The sequence below is a fragment of the Limnohabitans sp. genome, from assembly GCF_017848645.1.
GTDB lineage: Bacteria > Pseudomonadota > Gammaproteobacteria > Burkholderiales > Burkholderiaceae_C > Limnohabitans_A.
Window position 1 is genome coordinate 1 of sequence record NZ_JAFEIF010000008.1, and the last position, 24,512, is coordinate 24,512.

The 24,512-nt window shown below is 60.3% G+C and carries 12 protein-coding genes; 9 read left to right on the top strand and 3 right to left on the bottom strand.

The features are described from left to right. The first annotated feature begins 9 nt into the window (after positions 1 to 9). Complete coding sequence (locus tag QZ190_RS02800; RefSeq protein WP_291913247.1) at positions 10 to 13,614, top strand: FG-GAP-like repeat-containing protein; 13,605 nt, start codon at positions 10 to 12, stop codon at positions 13,612 to 13,614. A gap of 60 nt (positions 13,615 to 13,674) precedes the next feature. On the opposite strand, the gene QZ190_RS02805 is transcribed toward QZ190_RS02800, so the two are convergent. Next, positions 13,675 to 14,121 carry an HIT family protein gene (locus QZ190_RS02805; RefSeq protein ID WP_291913249.1) on the bottom strand — a complete coding sequence of 149 codons (447 nt, stop codon included), beginning with the start codon at positions 14,119 to 14,121 and terminating at the stop codon, positions 13,675 to 13,677. 103 nt (positions 14,122 to 14,224) lie between these two features. Beyond that, on the bottom strand, positions 14,225 to 15,751 hold the full coding sequence (locus QZ190_RS02810; protein ID WP_291913251.1) for an acetyl-CoA hydrolase/transferase family protein: 1,527 nt from the start codon (positions 15,749 to 15,751) through the stop codon (positions 14,225 to 14,227). Positions 15,752 to 16,037: 286 nt separating this feature from the next. On the opposite strand from QZ190_RS02810, the gene QZ190_RS02815 reads away from it, so the two are divergent. The 4 genes from QZ190_RS02815 (at position 16,038) to QZ190_RS02830 (ending at position 18,509) form a co-directional block, all read left to right on the top strand. Continuing rightward, the gene (locus tag QZ190_RS02815; RefSeq protein WP_291913253.1) at positions 16,038 to 16,367 is read left to right on the top strand and encodes a helix-turn-helix transcriptional regulator; all 330 of its coding nucleotides are present in this window, start codon (positions 16,038 to 16,040) and stop codon (positions 16,365 to 16,367) included. Between the two features lie 85 nt (positions 16,368 to 16,452). Then, positions 16,453 to 16,863, top strand: a complete 411-nt coding sequence (locus tag QZ190_RS02820) for a DsrE family protein (protein ID WP_291913254.1) — start codon at positions 16,453 to 16,455, stop codon at positions 16,861 to 16,863. Positions 16,864 to 16,913: 50 nt separating this feature from the next. Beyond that, positions 16,914 to 17,222, top strand: a complete 309-nt coding sequence (locus QZ190_RS02825; RefSeq protein WP_291913256.1) for a c-type cytochrome — start codon at positions 16,914 to 16,916, stop codon at positions 17,220 to 17,222. Between the two features lie 12 nt (positions 17,223 to 17,234). Next, positions 17,235 to 18,509: an FCSD flavin-binding domain-containing protein gene (locus QZ190_RS02830; RefSeq protein ID WP_291913258.1), complete on the top strand. Its 1,275-nt coding sequence runs from the start codon at positions 17,235 to 17,237 to the stop codon at positions 18,507 to 18,509. 114 nt (positions 18,510 to 18,623) lie between these two features. Here QZ190_RS02830 and QZ190_RS02835 read toward each other — a convergent pair whose 3' ends face one another. Next, positions 18,624 to 19,688 carry a YeeE/YedE family protein gene (locus QZ190_RS02835; protein WP_291913260.1) on the bottom strand — a complete coding sequence of 355 codons (1,065 nt, stop codon included), beginning with the start codon at positions 19,686 to 19,688 and terminating at the stop codon, positions 18,624 to 18,626. 225 nt (positions 19,689 to 19,913) lie between these two features. On the opposite strand from QZ190_RS02835, the gene QZ190_RS02840 reads away from it, so the two are divergent. The 4 genes from QZ190_RS02840 (at position 19,914) to QZ190_RS02855 (ending at position 24,027) form a co-directional block, all read left to right on the top strand. Further along, positions 19,914 to 20,291 carry a thioredoxin fold domain-containing protein gene (locus QZ190_RS02840; RefSeq protein ID WP_291913263.1) on the top strand — a complete coding sequence of 126 codons (378 nt, stop codon included), beginning with the start codon at positions 19,914 to 19,916 and terminating at the stop codon, positions 20,289 to 20,291. Positions 20,292 to 20,338: 47 nt separating this feature from the next. Continuing rightward, complete coding sequence (locus QZ190_RS02845) at positions 20,339 to 21,040, top strand: Crp/Fnr family transcriptional regulator (RefSeq protein ID WP_291913265.1); 702 nt, start codon at positions 20,339 to 20,341, stop codon at positions 21,038 to 21,040. Positions 21,041 to 21,338: 298 nt separating this feature from the next. Next, the gene (locus QZ190_RS02850) at positions 21,339 to 22,313 is read left to right on the top strand and encodes a tripartite tricarboxylate transporter substrate binding protein (protein WP_291913267.1); all 975 of its coding nucleotides are present in this window, start codon (positions 21,339 to 21,341) and stop codon (positions 22,311 to 22,313) included. A 4-nt stretch (positions 22,314 to 22,317) separates the two neighbouring features. Then, positions 22,318 to 24,027 (top strand): amidohydrolase family protein, encoded by a 1,710-nt coding sequence (locus tag QZ190_RS02855; protein ID WP_291913269.1) that lies wholly within the window; start codon positions 22,318 to 22,320, stop codon positions 24,025 to 24,027. Positions 24,028 to 24,512: the final 485 nt, after the last annotated feature.

Sequence of the window (24,512 nt, forward strand, 5' to 3'; positions counted from 1 at the left end):
GGCAGCCTGGTGTACAGCCCGGCGCAGAACGCCAACGGCAACGCCTACGCCACCATCGGCTTCAAGGTGCAGGACAACGGCGGCACGGCCAATGGCGGCACAGACACCAGCGTCAACGCCAACACACTGACCTTCAACGTCACGCCTGTCAACGACGCGCCAGTCAACACCGTGCCGGGTGCCCAGACCGCGATCGAAGACACCAGCAAGGCCATCACTGGGCTGAGCGTCAATGACGTGGACGGCAACTTGGCCACTGTCAAACTCACTGTGCTCAACGGCAGCTTGAGTGTGAGCCTGGCAGGTGGCGCGACGATCAGCAGCGGCATCAACAACAGCAGTACCCTCACGCTCAGCGGTACGCAGGCACAGATCAATGCCGCACTGGGCACCGTCAGCTACCAAGGAAACGCCAATTTCAATGGTGCTGACACCCTGACCATGGTGTCCACCGACTCGGCGGGCACGCCGCTGAGTGACGCCGACACAGTGGCCATCACGGTCACACCGGTCAACGATGAGCCGACCCTCAACGTCAACAGCTCCAATCCAACATTTGCAGAAGGCTCGGGCACCACCCCCGGCAATGCCGTAGGCTTATTCAGTCTGGGCGGTGCAGCCGCTGGCACCTTCATCACCACCGGACCGAGCAACGAGTCGGTGCAAAAGCTCAGCAGCTTCACCCTGACGGTGAGCGGTTTGGTGGATGGTGCCGACGAAGTGTTGGTCCTGGCCGGTCACGATGTGGTGCTGACCCATGGCACCATGGGGCAAACCACCGGCAATGCCGATGCCACGCTCAATGGCGTGACCTACAGCGTGAGTGTCAGTGGTAGTGTGGCCACCGTGACGGTGACACCTACCGCCAACAGTGAGCTGGCCACTTTCACCAGTCTGATCAATAGCCTGAGTTACCGCAACGACCACAACGGTGCCATCGTGAGCGGCACGCGCGTGGTCACCTTGACCAGCCTGAGCGACAACGGCGGTGTTGGCAACGGCGGCGATGACACGACCAGCCTTAACCTCAGCAGCACCGTCAACGTTTCGCCTGTTGTGCCCACGGTGGCCAGCGTGGCCATCACCAGTGGCACCGGTATCCAGAATGGTTTGTACAACACCGGCGACGTCATCACGACCACCGTGACCTTCACCGAAGCGGTCAACGTGACAGGTAACCCCTCGATCACGCTCAACATTGGTGGCACCCTGGTGCAGGCCAACTATGCAGGTGGCTCGGGCGGGACAACGCTGATTTTCACCTACACCATCCAAGCCGGTCAAGAAGACACCAACGGCATCAGCGTGAACGCCAACACCCTGGCCTTGAACGGAGGAGCCATCAAAGACCTGGTGGGCAACGATGCCATCCTGGACCACGCTCTGGTGGCCGACAACACCAGCTTCAAGGTCGATGCGCGTAACGAACGCACGGTGACCGCAGAGGGCATGGACAAGAACTTCTTGCTGTCCGACGATACCGCCAGCAAGTGGGTGGTGTACACCGATGGCACCACGTCGGGTCACAACTACTATGTCTCAATGGCAGGCAGTGAAACCTTGTCCAAAGTCCAGATGGCGTTGTTTGCTGGCGATTCGAGTTGGCGGGATATGGTTTTCTCGCCCGAAAATGCGGCATACCACTACAACAATGTCTTGGGTACTGGCAACTACACCCTGCGCTTTCGCACCATCGACTTGGCGGGCAACATCTCTGCTGAGACAACCAAGACCATGGAAGTCAAGAGCTGGGACAGCTTGCCCAATATCACCAATGTGACGGGCGCCAGTGCCTCGGTGCCCACAGGTGAGGCTTCCAACGCGTTGTATGGCAACGCCTCTGCCCAGACCTTCACGCTCAGCAAGACCGCCATCGAAAACTACATCCAAACTAGCAATGCCAACTTGTGGGTCCATGGTGGTGCCACCGCTGGGGCCTCTCCCACCACAGCGGCTGACACTCTGAACATCACAGAAGACGGCGCAGTGCTCAACCTGAGCCAACTGACCTCTAGCGCCTTTACGGTGGATAAAGTGCGGGGCTTTGAATTCATCAACCTGTCTGCGACCGGTAAGCAGACCCTGGTGACCGATGGCATCAGTGCGGGCTCGGTTTCTTCTGCTGGGTGGTTTGCCCATGCAAACTTGGTGGGGGGCTATTACCAGTTGGTGGTGCGCGGCACAAGCGACGACACGGTGATTCTGGGCAAAGGTGGTGATTTCGATGTGTCCGGCTTTGTCGCAGCCGGTACCCTGATCAACAGCTCGAACACCAATTCGTCGCTCAACGACGGCAAGACCTACAACATCTACCGCAACGACACAACCGACCAGTACGTCATGGTTGAAAACGGCGTACAGGTCAGCTTTTGGCAAGCCGGTATCAACAAAGCCCCGGTCAACCTGGGCATGGGTGCACGGACGGCTGCTGAAGACACGTCAACACTGATCAAAGGCATCAGCGTGGTCGATGTGGACGGCAACCTGGCCAGCACGCAGCTCACGGTGCTCAACGGCACATTGAGCGTGAGCTTGGCAGGCGGTGCCAGCATCAGCGCCGGAGCCAACAACAGCACTACGCTCACACTCAGCGGTACCGAGGCGCAAATCAACGCCGCCCTGGCCTCGCTGACTTACCAAACCAACCTGAACTTCAACGGTACCGACACCCTGACTGTAGTCTCACGCGATAGCGCCAGCACCGTGCTGTCGGACACCGACAGCTTGAGCATCACAGTGTCCAGCGTCAACGATCCGGCCACCTTCAGCGGCGACACAAGCAAGTCGATCACCGAGAACAACGCGGCCCAAACCGTGACCGGCACCTTGAGCGTGAGCGACGTAGACAGCCCCACCACCATCAGCGCCCAAACCAATGTGTCCGGCAGTGCAGGTCTGGGTAAGTTCAGCATCAGCTCAGCGGGTGTCTGGACCTATGTGATGGACAACGCACAAAACCAGCTCACCGCTGGCCAAGAAGTCACCGACACCCTGACGGTAACCACGGCCGACGGCACCACACAGGTCATCAGTGTGGTCATCACCGGCACCAACGATGCGCCCATCGTGGCCAACACCATTGCCGACACCACGGCGACTGAGGGCACGGCCCTGAGCTATGTGTTGCCCGCCAACACCTTTACCGACGTGGACAACAGCACGCTCACCCTGAGCGCCACCTTGGCCAACGACAGCACACTGCCCAGCTGGCTCAGTTTTAATGCGACCACGCGCACCTTCAGCGGCACGCCGCCATCGGGCACAGGCACGGTCAGCGTGAAAATGAGAGCTGCAGATGCCGGTGGTCTTTCCGCCACCGACACCTTTGATATCGTGGTGGTGAGCCCTGACTCGACTGCGCCTACCCTGACCAGCACATCGCCCGTAGACAACAGCGCAGTGGCCTTTGCCAACGTGGGCAGCAACCTGACGCTGGCCTTCAGCGAAGCGGTGAAAGCGGGCACGGGTCTGATCGAGGTCTACCGCGCTGACGGCACCTTGTTTGAAAGCTTCAACGTGGCGACCGGCGTGGGCAGCGCAGGCGGCACATTGACGGGCTTCAACAGCAACACCCTCACGCTCAACCCCAATGCCAACCTCGCAGGCGGCACGGGCTACTACGTGCGCGTGGCCACCACGGCCGTGCAGGACTTGGCGGGCAATGCCTTTGCGGGCATCTCCAACAACACCACGTTCAACTTCACGACGCAGACCTCAGATGGCGGCATTCCGGTGGAACCCAATCCGGGCCCGGCCAATTCGCGCTTGGGTTGGGATGTGTCCAGCGCTGGCGATGTCAACGGTGACGGCTTTGACGACATGATTGTGGGCACATCGTGGAGCAATGGCACCAGCCCGGGTGAGGCCTATGTGGTTTACGGCAATGCCGAAGGCAGAGTGGCAAACCTGAGCGGTGGCACCATTGCGGCCAACGACGGCTTCAAGATCATTGGCCACTCTGACATCTCGCTGGGCAGATCCGTTTCGGGCGCTGGCGACATCAACGGTGATGGTTTTGCCGATGTCATCGTTGGCGGTCCGAATGAAGCCACCCCCATGGCTTTTGTGGTTTATGGCAAGGCCACAGGTGCCACCGTGAATTTGTCCAGCGGCACCATCGCGGCCGTAGACGGCTTCAGGCTCACGGGTGCCACTGGCGACATCAACAATCGGTCATTTTTTGGCGGGGATGTTTCTAGCGCTGGTGATGTCAACGGCGACGGCTTGGACGATCTGATCGTTGGCGCGCAAAGTATGGCCAGTAATGCTGGTCGTGCCTATGTGATTTATGGCAAGATCGGTGGCATGCCTTTGAACCTGAGCAGTGGCACCTTGGCGGCCAGCGATGGTTTTGTGATCACGGGTGTTTCAGGTGGCGCGAGCAACCCCGGTTCACTTTTGGGGCAATCGGTCTCGAGTGCTGGCGACGTCAACGGTGACGGCTTTGCCGATGTCATTGTGGGTTCCGAAGAGCGCAATTTTGTGATCTACGGCGGGGCAACCAACGGCAACTTGACCCTGAGCGGTGCCACCATTGCCGCCACCCGAGGCTTTGCCATCACCAGCCCGCCAGTGGATGGTGAGCTGGGTACCTCGGTCTCGAGCGCAGGTGATGTCAACGGCGATGGTCTGGCCGACCTGGTCGTGGGCGCACCCGGCACCGTCACCGTTGCGGGCAGGGCTTATGTGGTCTACGGCAACTCGACGGGCGCCACCGTCAGTTTGGGTGGCAACGGCACGATCGCCTCCAGCCTGGGCTTCATGATCACGGGCGAGACGCAATCGGGCTTTGGTCGATCGGTGGCCAGCGCTGGCGACATGAACGGCGATGGCTTGGGCGACTTGATCATTGGCTCGTTCCGCAACCCAGTTGAAGGCACCCAAAGCGGTGCCATTGGAGAGGTGTATGTCGTTTACGGCAACGCCACCGGCACGAGCTTGAACCTGAGCAGCGGCACCATTGCAGCCAGCAATGGCTTCAAGCTGACCTATGGCGGCACCCAGACCACCACCTGGTTGGGTTACTCCGTCTCCAGCGCTGGCGACATCAACGGCGATGGTCTGAACGACCTGATCGTGGGTCAACCTGGGTTGAACAGTTTCTCGGGCTCTTACAGCGTCGTTCTGGGCGGCACCAACTTCATTACCAACGTGGCCAACCTGACGGGCACCGCAGGCAACGAAGTGGTGCTGGGCACGGCGGGCAACGACACCTTGACCGGTGGCGGTGGCACCGACCGATTCTCCGCAGGCAAGGGCGATGACACCATCGTGCTGACCGCCTCTGATGTGACGGCCTTGGCCGCCAACACGGGTACGACACGCGCCATGGTCGACGGCGGCACGGGCTTTGACACCCTCCGCCTGAGCGGTGGTGCCAGCCTGGACCTGAACACCATCAGCAACGTGGGCGCAACCGGCTTTGAAGAAAAGAGCCGAATCGAGAACATCGAGCGCATCGACCTGGCCACCGACACGGCGGGCAACACCTTGACGATCACGGCGCGTAACGTGAAAGACATGGCGGGCTTCAACAGCTTCAACAGCACCAACGGCTGGGTGGGCTTGGCGGCCAACGTCAACCGCCACCAGGTGGTGGTGGATGGCACCAGTGCCGACACGATCGCCTCGACCGATGCCTGGAGCTTTGCCGGCACCGCCACCAACGGCGGCAAGACCTATGACGTCTACAACAGCATGACCAGCATGTCGCAGTTGCTGGTGGACAACTCGGTTCAGAACAACTTGAACCCGGGTGTGAGCCTCAATGACACTGCTGCCAACCGGAGTGGTTTTGCCGTCAACGGTGTGAATGCGGGAGATCTTTTGGGTTACAACGTCAGCAATGCAGGCGACGTCAATGGTGACGGCTTCGATGACTTCATCATTGGTGCCCTTGAATTTGAACCTGCTGGTGGTAACAACAACGGTGCAGCTTACGTGGTCTTTGGCCAAACCGGCACCCCGACTATCAACCTGTCGGCCATTGCTGCCGGTCAGGGCGGTGGCTTCGTCATCGAAGGCTCCAGTAATGGACTGCGTCTCAGCGCAGGTGTGGCGGCGGCAGGCGACATCAACGGTGACGGTTTGGCCGACGTGTTGGTGGGCTCCATTGACGATAACGGGCAGGGCGGGCGCACGTATGTGGTGTATGGCAAGACCTCCAGCACAGCCGTCAAGACCACTGACGCGCTGAATGGCTCAGGCGGCTTTGCATTGTCGGGTTCCGATGCTGAAAACGCTTTCTCGAGCAGTTCGGTCAACAGCGCGGGTGATGTGAACGGCGATGGCTTTGCCGATCTGATCATCAGCGCACCGAATGCCGACCCGGGTGGTCGTCTGTCTGCTGGTCAAGCCTATGTGGTGTTTGGCGGCGCCAGCAACACCAGCCTGGACTTGAGTGCCATCGGGACGCGTGGCTTCAGCATCAATGGCAACAGCGCAGGGGACTTCACGGGCTTCAACGTGAGCAGTGCGGGTGATGTGAACGGCGATGGCTTCAACGACGTCATTGTGGGCGCACCCACGACTTCGCCCAGCGGCACAGGCCGCAGCTACGTGGTGTTTGGCAAGGCCAACACCAGCACCGTGGAGCTCAGCGCCTTGGGCACACAAGGTTTTGTGATCAACGCCGAGAGCGCGGGTGACCAGGCGGGGTACAACGTGACCAACATGGGTGATGTCAACGGCGACGGATTGGCTGACCTTGCGGTGTATGCACCTTTGGCCGATACCGCCAGCGGCACCGATACGTCCAAGACCTACGTGGTCTTTGGCAAAACGGGTTCGGCGACCATCAACCTGAGTGCCATCGTGGCAGGCTCGGGCGGATACGTCATCCACGGTGTTGGAAATTCCAACACCGTGATTTTGGACAACGCTTTCTCTCGAAGCCGCCTGAACTATGCCGGTGACATCAACGGTGATGGCTTGAGCGACCTGATCATTGGTCAGTCTCAGGCCGACCCCATCACCGGGGTGAATGCGGGCTCCAGTTATGTGGTGTATGGCCAAACAGGCCAGGCTCCCATTGAGTTGAGCGCTGTGGCCAACGGTGTGGGTGGTTTTGTCATCTATGGCCAGTCGGCTGAGGATACGGCAGGCGTTGTCAGTTACGCGGGCGACTTGAACGGCGATGGTTTTGACGACCTGTTGGTCGGCGCACCTTCCGCTGACGCCGGCGGTGTGAATAACACTGGTAAGGCCTATGTGATCTTTGGGGGAACGCGCTTTGCCAAGACGGTGGACTTTGTGGGCGACGCCACGGCCAACACCCAAATCGGCACCACAGCGGCCGAGACCTTCGCCGCCGGCGACAGCAACGACACACTGGTGGGAGGCGGCGGTGCGGACGTGATGTATGGCGGCCGGGGCAACGACAGCTTCGTGCTCAACGCCAGCAACGTCACGGCGCTGACCAGTGTCTTCGGTGCCGGTGGCAACACGGCACAACTGGCCCGCATCGACGGCGGCACGGGTTACGACACCCTTCAGTTGACCGGTGGTGCCGCTTTGAACCTGACGACTGTCAGCAACGTCAATGCCATGTCGGCCGATAACTCCAGCCGCATCAACAGCATCGAGCGCATCGACCTGGCCACCGACACGGCAGCCAATACCCTGACGCTGAACGCCACGGACGTGAAGGACATGGCCGGCTTCAACCTGATCCGCACGGACAGCACCAGCGCCGACGGCAAGACCTGGACCAACGTTTCCGGCACGGCTTTGGCGAGTACCACCAAGTTTCACCAAGTGGTGGTCGAAGGCACATCGGCCGATGCGCTGAACATGGGCTTTGGCTTCAGCTTGGTGGGCACCGTGAACAACGGCAGTGCCAATTACAACGTCTACCAAAATGCGGCCACACGCAGCCAGATCATTGCCAGCAGTGCTATCACCAACGTGTTTGTCGAGATGGGACCCACCTTGGTCAGCACATCACCTGCCGACAATGGTTACATGACGGCGGTGGGCAACGACATCATTCTGAACTTCAACGAGGCAGTGGTCCAAGGCGTGGGTACGATTGATTTGTACCGGGCTACAGGGGCCTTGATTCAAAGCTTTGACGTGGCCACGAGTGGTCTCGTGACCGGTTGGGGCACAAATCAGCTGACCATCAATCCGACCAACAACTTGTTGGCAGGCACGGCGCACTACGTGCGCATTGGCACGACCGCGATCAAAGACGCAGACGGCAACCCTTACGCGGGCATCACCGACAACACAACGTTCAATTTCTCGATACTCAACGCTGATGGCAGCTACCCGGCGACCATCAGCGGTGGCCGTGCGGGTAGCTATCTTGGCTGGAGCGTGTCCAGCGCAGGCGACGTCAACGGTGATGGCTTGGATGACTTTATTGTGGGTGCGCCCGAGGAGGCGGGGTTCGCTGGACCCCAAGGCGGCGCGGCGTATGTGGTGTATGGCAACACGGCCGGTGTCTTCCCTTCCTTTGCCGCTGGCACGATAGCGGCCTCTGCGGGCTTCAAGATCAAAAGCGACAACTCAACCCATTTCGTGGGCTACGACGTGACCGGCATCGGTGACATCAACGGCGACGGCATGGCTGATGTGTTGATTGGGGTGGCCAGTCACGGCGAGGCGTATGTGGTGTACGGCAATGCCACAGGCACGGGTGCCACCATCACCTATGACAATGTCACTGGTGGCCGGGGTGATCTCGTGGCGCCTGCTGGTGGCTTCAAAATTGTCGGCCCAGTCAATTCCAGCGGGCAGGCCGTGGGCTACTTTGGCCACTCCGTCACGGGTGTGGGCGACGTCAACGGTGACGGCTTTGGCGACTTCATCGTCAATGCCTCTGGGGTGAACACGGGGTCGTCGGCCTATGTGGTCTACGGTGGCACACAAAACGGCGCGACCTTGAACCTGAGCAGCGGCACCATCAGCAGCACGCGCGGCTACAAAATCAGCACCTTCGGCAGCCACGAGTCGAGCAGCGTGTCTGGCGCTGGTGACGTCAACGGTGACGGCCTGGCGGACATCATCGTTGCGGACTATGACGATCCAACGGCAACGATGTCCAATGACCGATCGGGCCGTGCCGTGGTGATTTACAGCAACGCTGCGGGCACGGTCCCGAGTGACCTGAACAACATTTCGGCGTCGCAGGGTTTCAAAATCAGGGGCGCTGGCGGCAGCTCCAGCTTCAAGGAAGTGACGTCGGTGGGGGATGTGAACGGCGATGGCTTGGCCGATGTGGGGGTGATTACGGCGGACCGTTTGTATGTGGTGTTCGGTAACTCAACCGGCGCTGCGGTCGATTTGAGCAACTTCACGTCGACGAAAGGCTTCACCTTCGAGACCAACCCAACCAGCATCTTCGCATCGGTGTCTTCGGCGGGCGACGTCAACGGCGATGGCTTGAACGACATCATCGTGGGCGATGGGGATGCCGGTAACAACCAGGCGTTTGTGGTGTACGGCAAGACCTCTGGCACCAGCATCTTCACCAGCACCTTTGATGCAGACAACATCGCGGCCAGCGATGGCTTCAAGATCAAAGCGGGGACCGGCACCACGTTTGGCTGGGACGTCTCCAATGCCGGCGACGTGAACGGTGATGGCCTGGCCGACTTGATTGTGGGCGCGCCTTCGAGCAACAATTTGGCGGGCGGCTACAGCATCATTTTGGGTGGCACGCAGTGGGTGACGTCTGCGCTAAGCGGCAGCGGTGCGGTGACGGGCACGGCCACAGCCGAAGCCATCATCGGCTCGACTGGCGATGACACCTTGACGGGTGGCGGCGGTGTGGACCGTTTCTACGCCGGGCTTGGCAACGACACCATCGTGCTGACAGCCAACGACGTGAGCAACCTGGCCAACAACACGGCAGCGGGCCCCAAAGTGGTGGTCAACGGCGGTGGTGGTTACGACACGCTGCGCCTGAGCGGCGGCGCGAACCTGAACCTTTTCAGCATCAGCAACGTGGGCGCCATGGGCTTGGAGGAAAACAGCCGCATCGAGAGCATCGAGCGCATCGACTTGGCCACCGACACGGCGGCCAACACCTTGACGCTCTCGGCACGCGACGTGAACGACATGGCTGGTTTTGACGTGATCAACACCAGTGCCAGTGTCGACGGCAAGACTTGGACCAACGTCACTGGCGGCACGGCTTTGGGCACAACGACCAGGTTCCACCAACTGGTGGTAGAGGGAACGAGCGCCGATACCTTGAATCTGGGCGCAGGCTTTACGATGGTTGGCACCGTGAACAACGGCACGGCCACTTACGATGTGTACCAAAACACGGCCACCAATTCACAAGTGATTGTCGACAGCGCCATCACAAACAGGGTGTTCGACTTGGAGCCGATCTTGGTCAGCACCTCTCCGGCCGACAACGGCATTGTGGCGACAGCGGCATTGGGCAACAACCTGACGCTGACCTTCAGCGAAGCGGTGAAAGCCGGTACGGGTCTGATCGAGGTCTACCGCGCTAACGGCACTTTGTTTGAGAGCTTCAACGTGGCGACCGGCGTGGGCAGCGCTGGCGGCACATTGACGGGTTTCAACAGCAACACCCTCACGCTCAACCCCAATGCCAACCTCGCAGGCGGCTCGGGTTATTACGTGCGCGTGGCCACCACGGCGGTGCAGGACTTGGCGGGCAACGCCTTTGCAGGCATCACCAACAACACGACGTTCAACTTCGTGACTCAAAACTCGGATGGCAGCATTCCGGTGGTGCCGCCTTATGGCGGCAGCACCGACAGCCTGCTGGGCCGCGAAGTATCGAATTTGGGCGATGTGAACGGCGACGGCTTCGACGACGTGGTCATTGGTGCACCGGGCATGAATGGTGTGGCCAGCAGCGCTTATGTGGTCTATGGCAACTCGGCAGGTGAAGGCGTGAGTTTGGTCAATGGCACGATTGCAGCAGACAGGGGCTTCAAGATCTCTGGTGTTAGCGCAGACGCTACGGGCTGGTCTGTGTCCAGTGCGGGTGACATCAATGGCGACGGATTCAATGATGTTTTGGTGGGTTCATACAACCGTGATGTGGGGGGCGCCAATGTGGCCGAGGGTAAGGTTCATGTGGTGTTTGGCAGTGCTTCCGGTGCGCCGGTCAATTTAGATGCATTGCCATCGTCTCAGGGCATGACCATCACGGGCCCAAGCAACAGCCGCATCGGTCATTCTGTGTCCAACGCTGGCGACGTGAACGGTGATGGTCTGAACGACATCATCGTCGGGGCCATTCTGGCCAGTGGCGATGTGGGCCATGCCTATGTGATTTATGGCAAGACCAGCGGCATGGACTTGGATTTGTTCAGCAACACCACCCTGGACCCGTCACGGGGCTTCAGGCTGGTGGGTGTGACCGGGACGAATGGCGCGGGTAACGTTGGTTTTTCGGTGTCCAGTGCGGGCGACTTTAACGGCGATGGCTACGCCGATGTGATTGTGGGTTCCCCTGCATACGACGATGCGTTCATCATTTATGGCGGCTCAACTGGCCAGACGGGTGGCGATGTCATCAGCCTGGTGAATGCAGGCCAGGGCGTCAAAATCAACGGGTTGACCACCGACAACGGGCTGGGCAACAAGGTCACGGGTGTGGGCGACATGAACGGCGATGGCTTCAGCGACGTGGCCATTGTGGGCGACTACGGCACAGCCACCTCATCGGTGCGAATCATTTACGGTGCCAACACCAGCGGTAACATCAATGTCTCTGACTTTGCTTCCAATCCCGCACTGGGTTTTGGCATCACAGGCAACACCAACGGTGACGCCATCACCAAGGTCTCTGGCGCAGGCGACTTGAACGGAGACGGATTGGCCGACTTGATGGTGGCGGGTGCCAGTTCATCGATTTACACTGGCTGGACCTATGTGGTCTATGGCTCCACCAATGCAAGCAACTTCAGTCTCAATGGCAGCTCCATCGCCTCCAATCTGGGCTTTAAGCTCACCGGCGTTGCCATGGGCGAAGGCCTTTCAACTGCTGGCGACTTCAACGGTGATGGCCTAGACGATTTGGTCTTGGGCTTAGGTCGCACAGCAAATGGAGATGGCAATTACAGCATCGTGCTGGGCGGCACGCAGTGGGTCACATCGGCCATCAAAGGCAGTGGCGCAGTCAGTGGCACGGGTGTAGACGAAGCGATCGTTGGCTCTGACGGCAACGACACTCTGATCGGTGGCGGTGGCGTGGACCGGTTCTTTGCGGGCAAGGGTGATGACGTCATTGTTCTGACCGCTGGCGATGTGAGCAATTTGGCCAACAACAACACCACAGGCGTTAAAGCCGGTGTGGACGGCGGCACAGGTTTTGACACCGTGCGCCTGAGCGGTGGCGCAAACCTGAACCTGACGAGCATCAGCAACGTGGGCGCCAGCGGCACAGAAGAGCCAAGCCGCCTTGAAAGCATAGAGCGCATTGACCTGGGCACCGACACGGCAGGCAACACGCTCACGCTGAACGCGCGTGACGTGAACGACATGGCGGGAATGAACCTCATCCGCACGGGCACATCGGCTGATGGCAAGACATGGTCCAGCGGGACGTACACATTGACCTCTACCGTGGCGATGCACCAACTGGTGGTCGACGGCGCTGGGGGTGACATTGTGAACCTGAAGGCCGGTGGTACTTGGTCGAACATGGGCACGGTCACGCAAGGTGGTAACACCTACAACGTCTACCAGAACAGCAGCACCAACAGCCAGGTCATCGTGGACAGTGATGTCACGGTGAACCTGAACGTGCCGCCTGTTGTGCTGGACCTGAACCGCGACGGCGAGTTGAACTATGCCAACGTGCTGATGGACGTGAACAGCGACGGCGTGATGGACAACACGCTTTGGGCCGACATGCAAGACGGTGTGCTGGTGTGGGACAAATACCGCGACGGCCAGGTGCACAACCGCAGCCAGTACGCCTTCACCGAGTACGGTGGCAACACCGACCTGGAAGGCTTGGCGGCAGGCTTCGACACCAACCGCGATGGCGTGTTCAGCATGGCCGACGAGAAGTTTGGCGAGTTCATGGTCTGGCAAGACATCAACCAGAACGGCGTGAGCGACGCAGGCGAAGTGCGCAGCCTGGCCGATTGGGGCATTGCCTCTATCGACCTGGTGAGCGACGGTGTGCAGCGCAACCCCGTGGACGGTGTGACCGAAGCAGGCCGCAGCACCGCGACCACCACCGATGGCCAGTCCATCTTGGTGGCCGATGCGGCCTTTGCCTTCCGTGATGCGACGGCCGATGAGCAGTTGTCGAATATGTTCTCGCTCAACAGCGGTCTGCAACTGGACTTGACAGCGGTTTTGACAGATTTCGCCCACAAGAGCAGCGCGGCGGGCTTGACGCACATCGACATGTCGGCAGACACCGAGTCCAACCTGGTGACTCTGACCATGGCCGATGTCTTGAGCCTGCCCGCCACCAACGGCGTGCACCAGCTCATGCTGACAGGCGCTGCCAACGACAAGCTGATGCTGGCCGAAGGCGAGTGGACGGACAGCGGTGAAGTGGTGACCCAAGAGGGCCGCTCCTACGCTGTGTACACCGGCAGCACTGACACTTCGGCGCAGCTGCTGATTGACCAGCACATTATGACCCTGCAAGCCAACAGCTGATGCGCCTCGGCCCTTCGGCCCCTCGGGTCGAGGGGCTGTCCAATCGTTTGGGCTGGCCCGTCAGGCTGTGCCCATGGCCTGGCGCAAGCGCAGCGCATGCGCTTGCAACACCTCGCGTGGCGGGTCTTTGCGGGGCCAGCTCAGGGCGATGCCGTCGCCCGCGTGGCGGGGCACCACATGCATGTGGACGTGAAACACGGTCTGGTCGCCCTCTTTGCCGTTGGCTTGCAGCAAGGTCAGGCCCGGCGGTTCAAAGCTGGCCATCACGGCCCGGGCCACGTGGTGGGCAGTGCGCATCACGGCGGCGGCCTCGTCGGCGGTCAGTTCCAGCAAGTTGGCCGCGTGGCGCTTGCTGGCCACCAGCACATGGCCGGGATTGACCTGGCCCAGGTCCATGAAGGCCAGGGTTTGTGGGTCTTCAAAGACGATGGCGGCGGGGATTTCCTTGGCCACCAGCTTGCAAAAAATGCAGCTGCCGGGTGGCGAGTTGTCGACGAACATGGGCATGTGGGCGTCCTGCTGGGCGAGTGGGTGGGTGTGTTGAGCCAGCGAGGATTTTGCACGCAGCCAGCCGATGGCGTCAGGTTGCTCGCCATGCTGTCGCTCGCCTTCACATCTGCCCGGTTTTCAAGTAACGGCTGTGCCAGCTCAGTGCCTCGTCCAGCAGGTGGGGGGTGTGCAAGCCCGCCCCGCTGCGCCGGGCGCGGGCCATGTAGTCGCGCAAAGCAGGCCGAAAGCGCGGGTGCACGCACTGCTGCACGATGCGCTCGGCCCGTTGCGTGGGGGCCAGACCGCGCAGGTCGGCCAGGCCGTGCTCGGTCACGATGACCTGCACATCGTGCTCGGTGTGGTCGTGGTGCGAGACCATGGGCACGATGCACGAGATCGTGCCGCCCTTGGCCAGCGAGGGGGTCATGAAAATCGACAAATAGGCGTTGCGCGCAAAGTCGCCCGAACCGCCAATGCCGTTCATGATGGACGAGCCCATGATGTGGGTGGAGTTGACGTTGCCGTAAATGTCGGCCTCGATCATGGCGTTCATGGCGATCACACCCAGGCGGCGGATCAGCTCCGGGTGGTTGCTGATCTCTTGCGGGCGCAGCACGATGCGCGGGCGGTAAAAGTCGATGTTCTGCCGGAACTCGGTGTCGGCCTCGGGGCTGAGCGAAATGGCCGTGGCCGATGCGAAGGCCAGCTTGCCCGTGCGCAGCATGGCCAGCATGCCGTCTTGCAGCACTTCGGTGTAAGCGGTCAGTTGCCCAAACGGCCCTTGGTTCAGGCCGTCGAGCACGGCGTTGGCGATGTTGCCCACGCCCGACTGCAGTGGCAGCAGTTGCGCGGGCAAGCGGCCCAGGCGCACCTCTTGCTGCAAAAAAGCGAGGATGTGCTCGGCAATCCGGGCCGACACTTCGCCGGGCGGATCAAAGGGCGCGTTGCGATCGGGCTGGTCGGTCACCACCACAGCGACCACTTTGGCCGGGTCAAACCGCAGATAGGGGTCGCCAATGCGGTCCTGCGGTTGTGTCAAAGCAATGGGCTGGCGGTGCGGGGGCAGGTGGGTGTCGTGGTAGATGTCGTGCATGCCTTCCAGCGCCAGGCTCTGGTGCAGATTGACTTCCAGAATGATCTGGTCTGCCTGGTCCAGCCAGGTCTTGTTGTTGCCCACCGAGGTCGACGGGATCAGCCGCCCCCCGGGCAAGACGCCCGCGACCTCGACCACGGCCACGTCCAGGTGGCCCAGCAGGCCGTACCAAGCGGCCTGCGCCACATGCGACAAATGCATGTCGTTGTAGAGCATGTGTCCGGCGTTGATTTGTTGGCGGCAGGTCGGGTCGGACTGGTAGGGCAGGCGCATCTCGATGCCTTGGGCTCTGGCCAAAGCCCCATCGAGTTCGGGCCCTGTGGACGCCCCGGTCCACAAACCGATGCGTGCCTGCGTTTGCCCCGCCGCATGCAAAGCCGCCAGCCGTGCGGCCAGCGCCTGAGGCACCGCCTTGGGGTAAGCCGCGCCCGTGAAGCCGCTCATGCCCACATTCGCCCCAACCTCGATCAGGGCCGCCGCCTCGTCAGCCCCCATCACTTTGGCGTGCAGGCTGGGGTCTTGCAGGCGTTCGGCCAGGCCGGGCGGCAGGGGCATGAGGGGTTCCCGTCCAAAAAATCCAGTATGTCCTTAACCCTTGGCTGGCCCTTTGCGCCAGCGCAAATGTGCGATTCACCCGGGGCGTGGATGACCGCTTATCTGTATTTGCGCATAAGCAAAGAACAAATCAATGGTTTGAAACTTCGCCAAAAGTGGCCACAATGCTCAATCTTGAGAGCTGCAAGGTCGGCGCACCACCGGCAGTCCAGGGCGCTTCAGACCGGCCCCGTGGCCTTTTGCGGGACAATCGTGCGGCATTTGAGACATTCGAAGAAAAGACACCATGGCCAAAACAGTACCACCAGAAGACAACGTCTTGACCGAATCGGAAGAAGTTTTTGAAAAAGCCGCCGAGGTCTTTCGCGTCATGTCGGCGCCTATGCGCTTGCGCATCATCAGTGCCCTGTGCAACGGCGAAAAGAACGTGGGTGAGCTGCTCGCCGAGATCGACACCACCCAGCCCAACATGTCGCAGCACCTGAACACCCTCTACCAAGCGGGCGTGCTGGGCAAGCGCCGAGAAGGTGTGCAAATTTACTACCGCATCATCAACGACCGCGTGGTCACCCTGTGCCGCGCGGTGTGCGTACAGATCGCCAGCGAAAGCGATTGAAAGATCGACGTCAGTTTCGGGCCGGGTTTTCACGGACTCGTGGTTGACCTTGATCCAGATAATATCGATACATAAGGAGTTACGAATGAAATCCCGTTTGTTTTTGATGGCCGGCTTGTTGGCGTGCAGCTTGAGTTGGGCCGAGATCAAGGTGGTGTACCACCTGAGTGAAGGCATACCCCAGGCATCCCGTGCAATGGGCAACATCCGCAACCACCTCAATGCCGACCCGACCGCCAAAATCGTGGTCGTCACCCACGGCCTGGGCATCGACTTCTTGCTCGACGGTGCCACCAACCAAATGGACCAGCCTTTTGCCGGTGGCGTGAGTGACCTGGTCAACAAGGGCGTGGAGTTCCGTGTGTGCAACAACACGCTGGTCTCGCGCAAAATTTCGCCTGACAAACTGCTCATGGAAGCCAAAGTCGTGCCCTCCGGTGTGGCCGAAGTGGCCAAGCTGCAGGCCAACGAGAAATTTGTGTATTTGCGCCCCTGATGGGCGTTGAGACGTTCATTTGCCCCGCCTGTTTTTTTCGAGGAAAACCCATGAAGATTCAACACGCTTTGACAGCGGCCGCACTGGTCGCCCTGTCTGGCCTGGCCCAAGCCCAGGTCGATCCGCTGCATGTGCGCAGCTGGGCCGCATCGTGTGCGGCTTGCCACGGCACCAACGGCCAGGCCCAGCCGGGCATGATTGCTTTGGCCGGCGTGCCCAAAGAAGTCACCATTCAGAAAATGCTGGACTACAAAGCCGGTCGCGTGCCTGCAGCCACCATCATGCATCAGCTCGCCAAGGGCTATTCCGACGAGCAAATCGCTGCCATTGCGGGCTACTTTGCCGCCCAGAAGAAATAAGGAAGAACTGCCATGCAACGTCGTCATTTTTTACAGACTGGCTCCGCTTTGGGTGCCATGGGACTGGTTTCGGGCTGTGCCACCGTGGGTGGTGGCAGTGGCCCCAAGGTGGTGGTCATTGGCGGGGGCTACTCCGGTGCCACAGCTGCCAAATACCTGCGCATGTGGTCTGAGCACAAAATCCAGGTCACCTTGGTCGAGCCCAGCGATGCCTTCATCTCGTGTCCCATCTCCAACTTGGTGATCGGTGGCAGCAAGACCATCGCCGACATTACCACTCCCTATGACAATCTGACCAAACGCCACGGCGTCAAGGTCATCAAAGACCGCGTCAACACCATCGATGCTGACAAGCGCATCGTCAAGCTGGCCGGTGGCACTGAGCTGAGCTATGACCGCCTGATCGTTTCGCCCGGTGTGGACTTCATGTGGGAAACCCTGCCCGGCATGAACAAAGCCGGTGCCAAAGACAAAGTCATGCACGCCTGGAAAGCGGGCGAACAAACCGTCACCCTGCGCAAGCAACTCGAAGCCATGCCCGACGGCGGCGTGTTCGCCATGTCCATCCCGCTGGCCCCCTACCGTTGCCCTCCCGGCCCTTACGAGCGTGCTTGCCAAGCGGCCGAGTACATCAGCAAGGCCAAGCCCAAGAGCAAAGTGCTCATCCTGGACGCTAACGACGACGTGACTTCCAAAGGCCCCTTGTTCAAAAAAGCTTGGGCTGAGCGTTACAAGGGCATCATTGAATACCGTGGCAAACACAACGTGACCGATGTCGATGCGGCTACCAACACCTTGAAGTTCGAGTTCAACGAAGACGTCAAGGCCAGCGTGCTGAACGTGATTCCATCCATGCGTGCCGGTGACATCGCCGTCAATGCAGGCCTGGCCACCGCCAACAAGCGCTGGTGCGAAGTGGACTTCCTCACCTTCGAATCCAAGGCTGCCAAAAACGTGCACGTTTTGGGTGACTCGATCCAGATCGCGCCGGGCATGCCCAAGTCGGGCCACATGGCCAACCAGCACGGCAAGACATGCGCCGCTGCTGTGGTGGCCTTGCTGATGGGCAAACAAGTCAACCCCATGCCCATCTACAACAACACCTGCTACAGCTTTGTCAGCAGCAAAGACGTGGTTCACGTCGCCAGCGTGCACCGCTACGACGCCGAGAAGAAGACCATGCTGACCGTTCCCGGCTCGGGCGGCGTGTCCAGCGTTGCCAATGAACTCGAAGGTGTTTACGCTTTGTCTTGGGCGCAAAATATCTGGGCCGACACACTGGCCTGATGCACCCGGCGCGTGGCGACTCGCCACGCCACAAAAAAACGCCGCAGTCCTTGAGACTGGCGGCGTTTTTTTTAATGCTCGTTGAGCGCGCGGTAGCCCACGCTCAGAAAACAATCAGATGGGCCAGCCCATGCTGCGGTGAATGCGCCAGGACAGGCCCGCGCCCAGCCAAATGGCGATCAGGGTCAGCCAGGCGGTGAGCGAAAAGATCGATCCCCCGGTCATGCCTGCGCCCACGGTGCAGCCGCCTGCCAGCACGGCGCCAAAACCCATCAGCACAGCACCCGTGAGGTAGTGGCCCAGTTTGTTCTCGGTCTTGAAGCCCTCGAACTTGAAGTCGCCGCCGACCAGTGCGCCCAATAAAGAACCCGCGAAGGTGGCAGGCAGCAAACCCGCATCAAAGCCCAGGCTGGGCGATGTGGCGCTGGACAGCACCCGCATCAGCATCTCGGCCGACGCGCTGCTGAAGCTCAGGCCCTGAATCTGCACCGCTTCAAACGACTGCGAGGCAATCGCCTGCGTCAGGCCCCAGCCCAGCGCAATGCTCAAACCCACAATGATGGCCCCGAGCGCCAAGCCCCAGCGGCGCTGGTGCGTCTTGAAGAAAAAGTAAAACCCGGTGCCCAAAGCCAGCAGCGCCAGAACCAACCCACCCGTGGGGCCAATGCCCGTGAGTTGCAGCAAATCACGCCCGGCCCCGCCATCAATGGGCCACCAACTGGCCAAGGCCTGGCGGGCAGGGGCCAGCCATCCGGCAATGCTGGCCTGCACCGTGACGGCAAACACCAGACCGGCGAGCAAGGCGCGCAAATTGCCATTGCCCGACAAAATCAGCAGGCGGCTGGCACAGCCGCGCGTCAAAATCATGCCTGCGCCAAACAACAAGCCGCCCAGCACTGCACCCGATACACTGCCAACTCCGGTGATGTAGCGCGAATTAGCAGGTTGCAGCCCACCCGACCACACCAGCGCCTGCACGCCCACCAGCGCCGCGCCAAAAGCCAACCACCACACGCTGAAACGGTCACCTGTCTGGCCTTCGCAGCACTCCACCACGGCCGCCCGGGCACAAAAACGGGTGCGCTGGGCCGCCAGGCCAAAGATGAAGCCCACCAATGCACCCGCCATGGCCAGTACATTCGAGTCTCCCCAGGTTTCGAGCAAGCTTGCGAGATTCATGGATTTCTCCAATAATTCATTGGTTTCTTATATTCAAAATGCGGCTCTGGCGATGTGTCAGCCCGCTGCATGAAACCCGCTATTGTCCACGGTCCGCAATTCATGGCTTCCAACCTGACTATGTTTTCTTCGTCTGATCTGCGCCGCCGCGATTGGCTTTTACGGGTGGGGGTATCGCTTGCGGTCACACCCGTTTGGGCACAATCGGCCCGTTCTGCGGCAACCTTGCCCGCCGCCCAATCGCTGCCCGACGAACTTGCCCGTGCCCTCAAAAACAAGCAGCCCCTGATCGTCATGGTCAGCCTGGACGGCTGCGTGTTCTGCCACCAAGCCCGGCAAAGCCACCTCTCGCCCATGCACCGCGCAGGCACCGCCATCGTGCAGGTGGACATGCGCAACAACCAACCCGTGCTCGATTTTTCGGGCAAGCTCACTACGCATGACGAGCTGACCCGGCGTTGGAAAGTCTCGATCACGCCCACGCTGCTGTTCTTTGGGCCCGGTGGCAAAGAAGCTGCCGAGCGCATGGAAGGGGCCTACCTGCCTGACTTTTATGGTCCCTACCTGGAAGAGCGCATGGCGCAAGGGCGCAAGGCTCTGTAAAGCCAAGGTGTCAGCTGGCGGCTCGGTGCGCATGCTAGATTTAAACCATGATCCCCATCAAGATTGACTCGGCTTGGAAAGGCACCTCGGACTGCCGCAACTGCGGCATCCGCGACATGGTGCTCTTTGCCGACCTGAACGAACAGGACTTTGGCGAAATCCACACCCCCATCGACGACATGGTGTTCGCGGCAGACGCGCCGCTGTACACCGAGGGCCAAACCGCATTGGGCGTGTTCACGCTGCGCAAAGGCATGGTCAAGCTGGTGCGGGCCACCGCCGACGGCCGCGAGCGCATCGTGCGCGTGCTGCGCCCCGGCGACGTGATTGGCCTCGAAGCCCTGGCCACCGCCCGCTACGACAGCGAAGCCATCGCCCTGGTCGAAGCCCACGTTTGCCGTATCCCCTTGTCGGTGCTGCACCATTTGTCGGGCAACTCACCACGCCTGCACAAACGCCTGATGCAAAAGTGGCAACAAGCCCTGAAAGACGCCGACGACTGGCTGGCCGACCTGAACTTCGGCTCGGCCCGCCAACGCGTGGCCGCCCTGGCCCTGAAGATGCGCGACCCCGACCAACCCGGCATCACCTCGTTTTTTGCACGCGATGACATGGGCGCCATGCTCGACATCCAACTCGAAACCGTCAGCCGCGAAATCAGCAGCCTGGTGCGCGACGGAGCCTTAAAACCCTGCGACAAACAGGGCCGGCGCTATGAAATCACGAACGAGGCGCTGTTGCAGCGCTGAGTCAGGGCAGCCTATGCGCCAGCCGACCGTCATGCAAGCACCGCGGCACTCAACAAAATACCCACGCCAATGGCTGTGGGCTTTTTTTTGTTGTGTCTAGAGGCTGCGCAAAGTGATCTCCGCGTAGCTGGAGTTGCATGGTGATTTGCGCAGTTCATTTCCTTTTTGGACAGTTGTTGTTTTTTTATCATTTGGTCGCACACGACATTGATGCATTGCCAAAAGCAGTACCATGACTTTCACGGTTTAACACCCAATCGTTTCTTGTCATCCCGCCAAGCCTATTAGGAAATCAACGATGTCCGTATCCATTCGATCCGTTCTTGCCGCTACTGCCATGTTGGTTGCCGCTTTGGGTGCCAATGCGCAGTCCGATTGGCCCAATCGACCGTTGAAGTGGGTGGTTCCTTTTGCCCCTGGCGGGCCAACCGATTCGATTTCGCGTGTGCTGTCTGCGCGTTTGGCTGAGTCACTGGGTCAAAGCGTGGTGGTTGAAAACCGTGCCGGGGCTTCGGGTGCCATTGGTTCGGAATTTGTCGCTCGCGCTGCGCCTGACGGTTACACGGTTGTTTTTGGTACCCAAAGTACACACGCATCGAACCTGATCTTTTTTCCCAACATGGCCTTCGATCCGATCCGTGACTTTCAGCCTTTGACGTTGGTTGGCACCGCCTGCCTGGCGCTGATCGTGCCGCCAAGCGTGCCGGCTACCACTGTGCGTGAGCTTGTCGATTGGTTAGCGCGGCAAGCCGGTGCGGCCAGCTACGGCACCGCCGCAGCGGGCAGCGCTCAGCACGTGGCGGCCGAGTTGCTGCTGCGAAACAGCAGTGTTAAAGCGACCCATGTGCCTTACAAAGGCAGCGGTGCTGCCATGCCGGATCTGCTCGCTGGGCGCATCAGTTTCATGTTTGACAACTTGCCCTCTTCTTTGCCTTTGGCCCGCTCAGGCCGGGTGCGGGCACTGGCTCAGACTTGCGCCAAACGCTCGCCTGCAGCCCCCGATTTGCCCACCATGGTGGAAGCTGGCTTTAAGGACTTTGTGATCGAGGGCTGGTATGGCGTGTTTGCCCCGGCCCGCACGCCACGCCCGATTGCTGAGCGGTTGTCGGCAGAAATCAACAAGGCTTTGCGTCATCCAGAATCCATGGAGCGTTGGAAGACGCTGGGCTTTGACCCTATCGGCAGCAGTCCCGATGCTCTGGCCGAGCGGCAGCGCGGCGATCTTGATTATTGGCGCCGCATGATTGAATTCACTGGCGTGAAGGTCGAGTAAAGCCATGTTTGATTTCGATCTGAAAATTTCGGGCGGGATGCTGATTGACGGCACTGGCAGTCCGCGACGCCAAGCCGATGTCGGCGTGAAGGACGGACGTGTCGTGGCGATCGGCGATGGGCTAGGAACAGCGCGGCAGACGCTGGATGCGCAGGGCTTGGTGGTTGCACCGGGCTTTGTGGACATCCACACCCATTACGACGCCCAGGTGTTGTGGGACTCCGAGCTGACGGTCTCGCCCTGGCACGGGGTGACCACTGCGGTGTTGGGCAACTGCGGGTTTGGCGTGGCGCCGACCCGACCTGAGCACCGTGATTTGATTTTGCGCACGCTGGAGCGTGTCGAGGGCATGAGCTTGTCGGCGCTGGAAGAGGGGCTGGGCAGTCCATGGCCTTTCCAGACCTTCACGCAATACATGGACCTGCTGGAGCGCACGCCTTTGGGTATCAACGTGGCCGTGATGGTTGGCCACACGCCGGTGCGCTTGTGGGTCATGGGCGATGAGGCCACGACGCGGGCGGCCACAGCAGCGGAGGTCGCCCAGATGCGGGCTCTGGTTCGCGAGGCCATGGAAGTAGGCGCCGTCGGCTTTGCCACATCGGTCTCCAAGGTCCATGTGGGCTATTCGGGCAGACCCGTGCCCAGTCGGCTGGCCGACTTCGAAGAAATGCTGGAGCTTGCGCGGGCAGTTGGCGAGTCCGGCCATGGCTTGATCCACTATAACGTTGGACGCGAGCCTCTGTGGCAAGCCTACGAACAACTGCATGCCGTCAGCGGCAGGCCTGTTGTATGGACGTCGCTTCTGGCAGGCTCGCTGGGGCCGGGATCGCACCGCGCCCAGCTTGAGCAGGCCGCTCAGCAACGCTTGCGGGGTTTGCCCATTCACGGTCAAGGTGCCTGCCGGCCCATACAGTTTGAGTTTGATTTCCGCTCCCCCGTCGTCTTTGACACTTGGGCCTCTTTCGAGTCGGTTCGTCTTGCTGACAATGAGGCGCAGCGCCGTGCCGTTTACAGCGATCCGGACTTTCGCGCTCGGCTCAAACGCCAGGTTGCCGGTCGTGGCCCGGACGACGCTTGGTTTGCCGGTAAAGAAGCGGAAGGTGACACGCGAAGGGCATCTTTCCGAGAGATGGTCGTTTCTGGGGCGGAGGATTCGAGTCTGCTCGAACGCAAGCTGGTCGATTTGGCGCAGGAGCGGCAGGTTGATCCGGTTGACCTGATGCTGGATCTGGCCCTGGCCAGCAATTTGCAAATGCGCTGGCGAATTGCGCTTCTCAATTTTGATGAAAGTGAAGTCAGCGAGATACTGGCTGACCCCCATGTGGTCTTGGGGCTTGGCGACGGTGGCGCGCACATGAGCCAGTTGTGCGATGCGTGTCATCCGACTTATCTTTTGGGCCATTGGGTTCGTGAACGCGGTGCTTTGAGTCTGGAAGAAGCGGTGCGGCGTCTGACCTCGCACCCGGCCGATGTATTTGGCTTGCATGACCGTGGACGGGTGGCTTTGGGCTTGCCCGCCGATCTGGTTGTTTTTGACCCTGACCGGGTCGATGCCGGTCCGCTGGAGCGGGTCTACGACCTGCCTGCGGGACAAGACCGCTTGATCAGTCGGGCCATTGGCATCGAAGCCGTTTTCGTGAATGGTCAGCGCTTGGGCTCGCAGCCTCAAGCAGCCGGCCGGCTGCTGCGTCAGCGTTCCAATGCATCAGACTGAGTTGGTTTGATCCCCAATCCGGCCAACAATGACACAGTCGGGCGTTGCTTGAAAGTCTGAAAGTCAAAAGATTGGATGACCCAGTCAGTTCACTTCCACCATATTTACCCCACAGTTTTGCATCAAGCTGTGGGGTTTTCTTTGGATCTGGCCTGGCGTTCAACGATGACCACGATGGGGCAGTTTGCCGCCACGCTGTAAATTTTTTTCCGATCGGCCTTGAAGCTGCGTCATTGATGTGTTGCGCAGCCAGTCTGCGCACCCTTTGTGGCCGAGCACCGTGCGTTATTCGCACAATGGGTGAGATTTTTTTCCGCTTGAACTCAAGGTGCCTAACGCCGAGACCTTTGCAGCGATGCAAGAGTCGCGCGCCATGGTGTCAGCACGTCGCGATCATGATTGATCTGTCTCAAGCCGTTTGAGTTTCAAGCTGCCAAGATGCCACCTCTGAAAGAGGAGACAACATGGCAACGAATCCCACCCCC

What these genes read in the sequence shown, in the direction of transcription:
- QZ190_RS02855 (WP_291913269.1), top strand. Translation starts at nt 22,318, where the DNA reads ATGTTTGATTTCGATCTGAAAATTTCGGGCGGGATGCTGATTGACGGC.
- QZ190_RS02845 (WP_291913265.1), top strand. Translation starts at nt 20,339, where the DNA reads ATGATCCCCATCAAGATTGACTCGGCTTGGAAAGGCACCTCGGACTGC.
- QZ190_RS02850 (WP_291913267.1), top strand. Translation starts at nt 21,339, where the DNA reads ATGTCCGTATCCATTCGATCCGTTCTTGCCGCTACTGCCATGTTGGTT.
- QZ190_RS02815 (WP_291913253.1), top strand. Translation starts at nt 16,038, where the DNA reads ATGGCCAAAACAGTACCACCAGAAGACAACGTCTTGACCGAATCGGAA.
- QZ190_RS02835 (WP_291913260.1), bottom strand. Translation starts at nt 19,688, where the DNA reads ATGAATCTCGCAAGCTTGCTCGAAACCTGGGGAGACTCGAATGTACTG.
- QZ190_RS02805 (WP_291913249.1), bottom strand. Translation starts at nt 14,121, where the DNA reads ATGCCCATGTTCGTCGACAACTCGCCACCCGGCAGCTGCATTTTTTGC.
- QZ190_RS02830 (WP_291913258.1), top strand. Translation starts at nt 17,235, where the DNA reads ATGCAACGTCGTCATTTTTTACAGACTGGCTCCGCTTTGGGTGCCATG.
- QZ190_RS02820 (WP_291913254.1), top strand. Translation starts at nt 16,453, where the DNA reads ATGAAATCCCGTTTGTTTTTGATGGCCGGCTTGTTGGCGTGCAGCTTG.
- QZ190_RS02825 (WP_291913256.1), top strand. Translation starts at nt 16,914, where the DNA reads ATGAAGATTCAACACGCTTTGACAGCGGCCGCACTGGTCGCCCTGTCT.
- QZ190_RS02810 (WP_291913251.1), bottom strand. Translation starts at nt 15,751, where the DNA reads ATGCCCCTGCCGCCCGGCCTGGCCGAACGCCTGCAAGACCCCAGCCTG.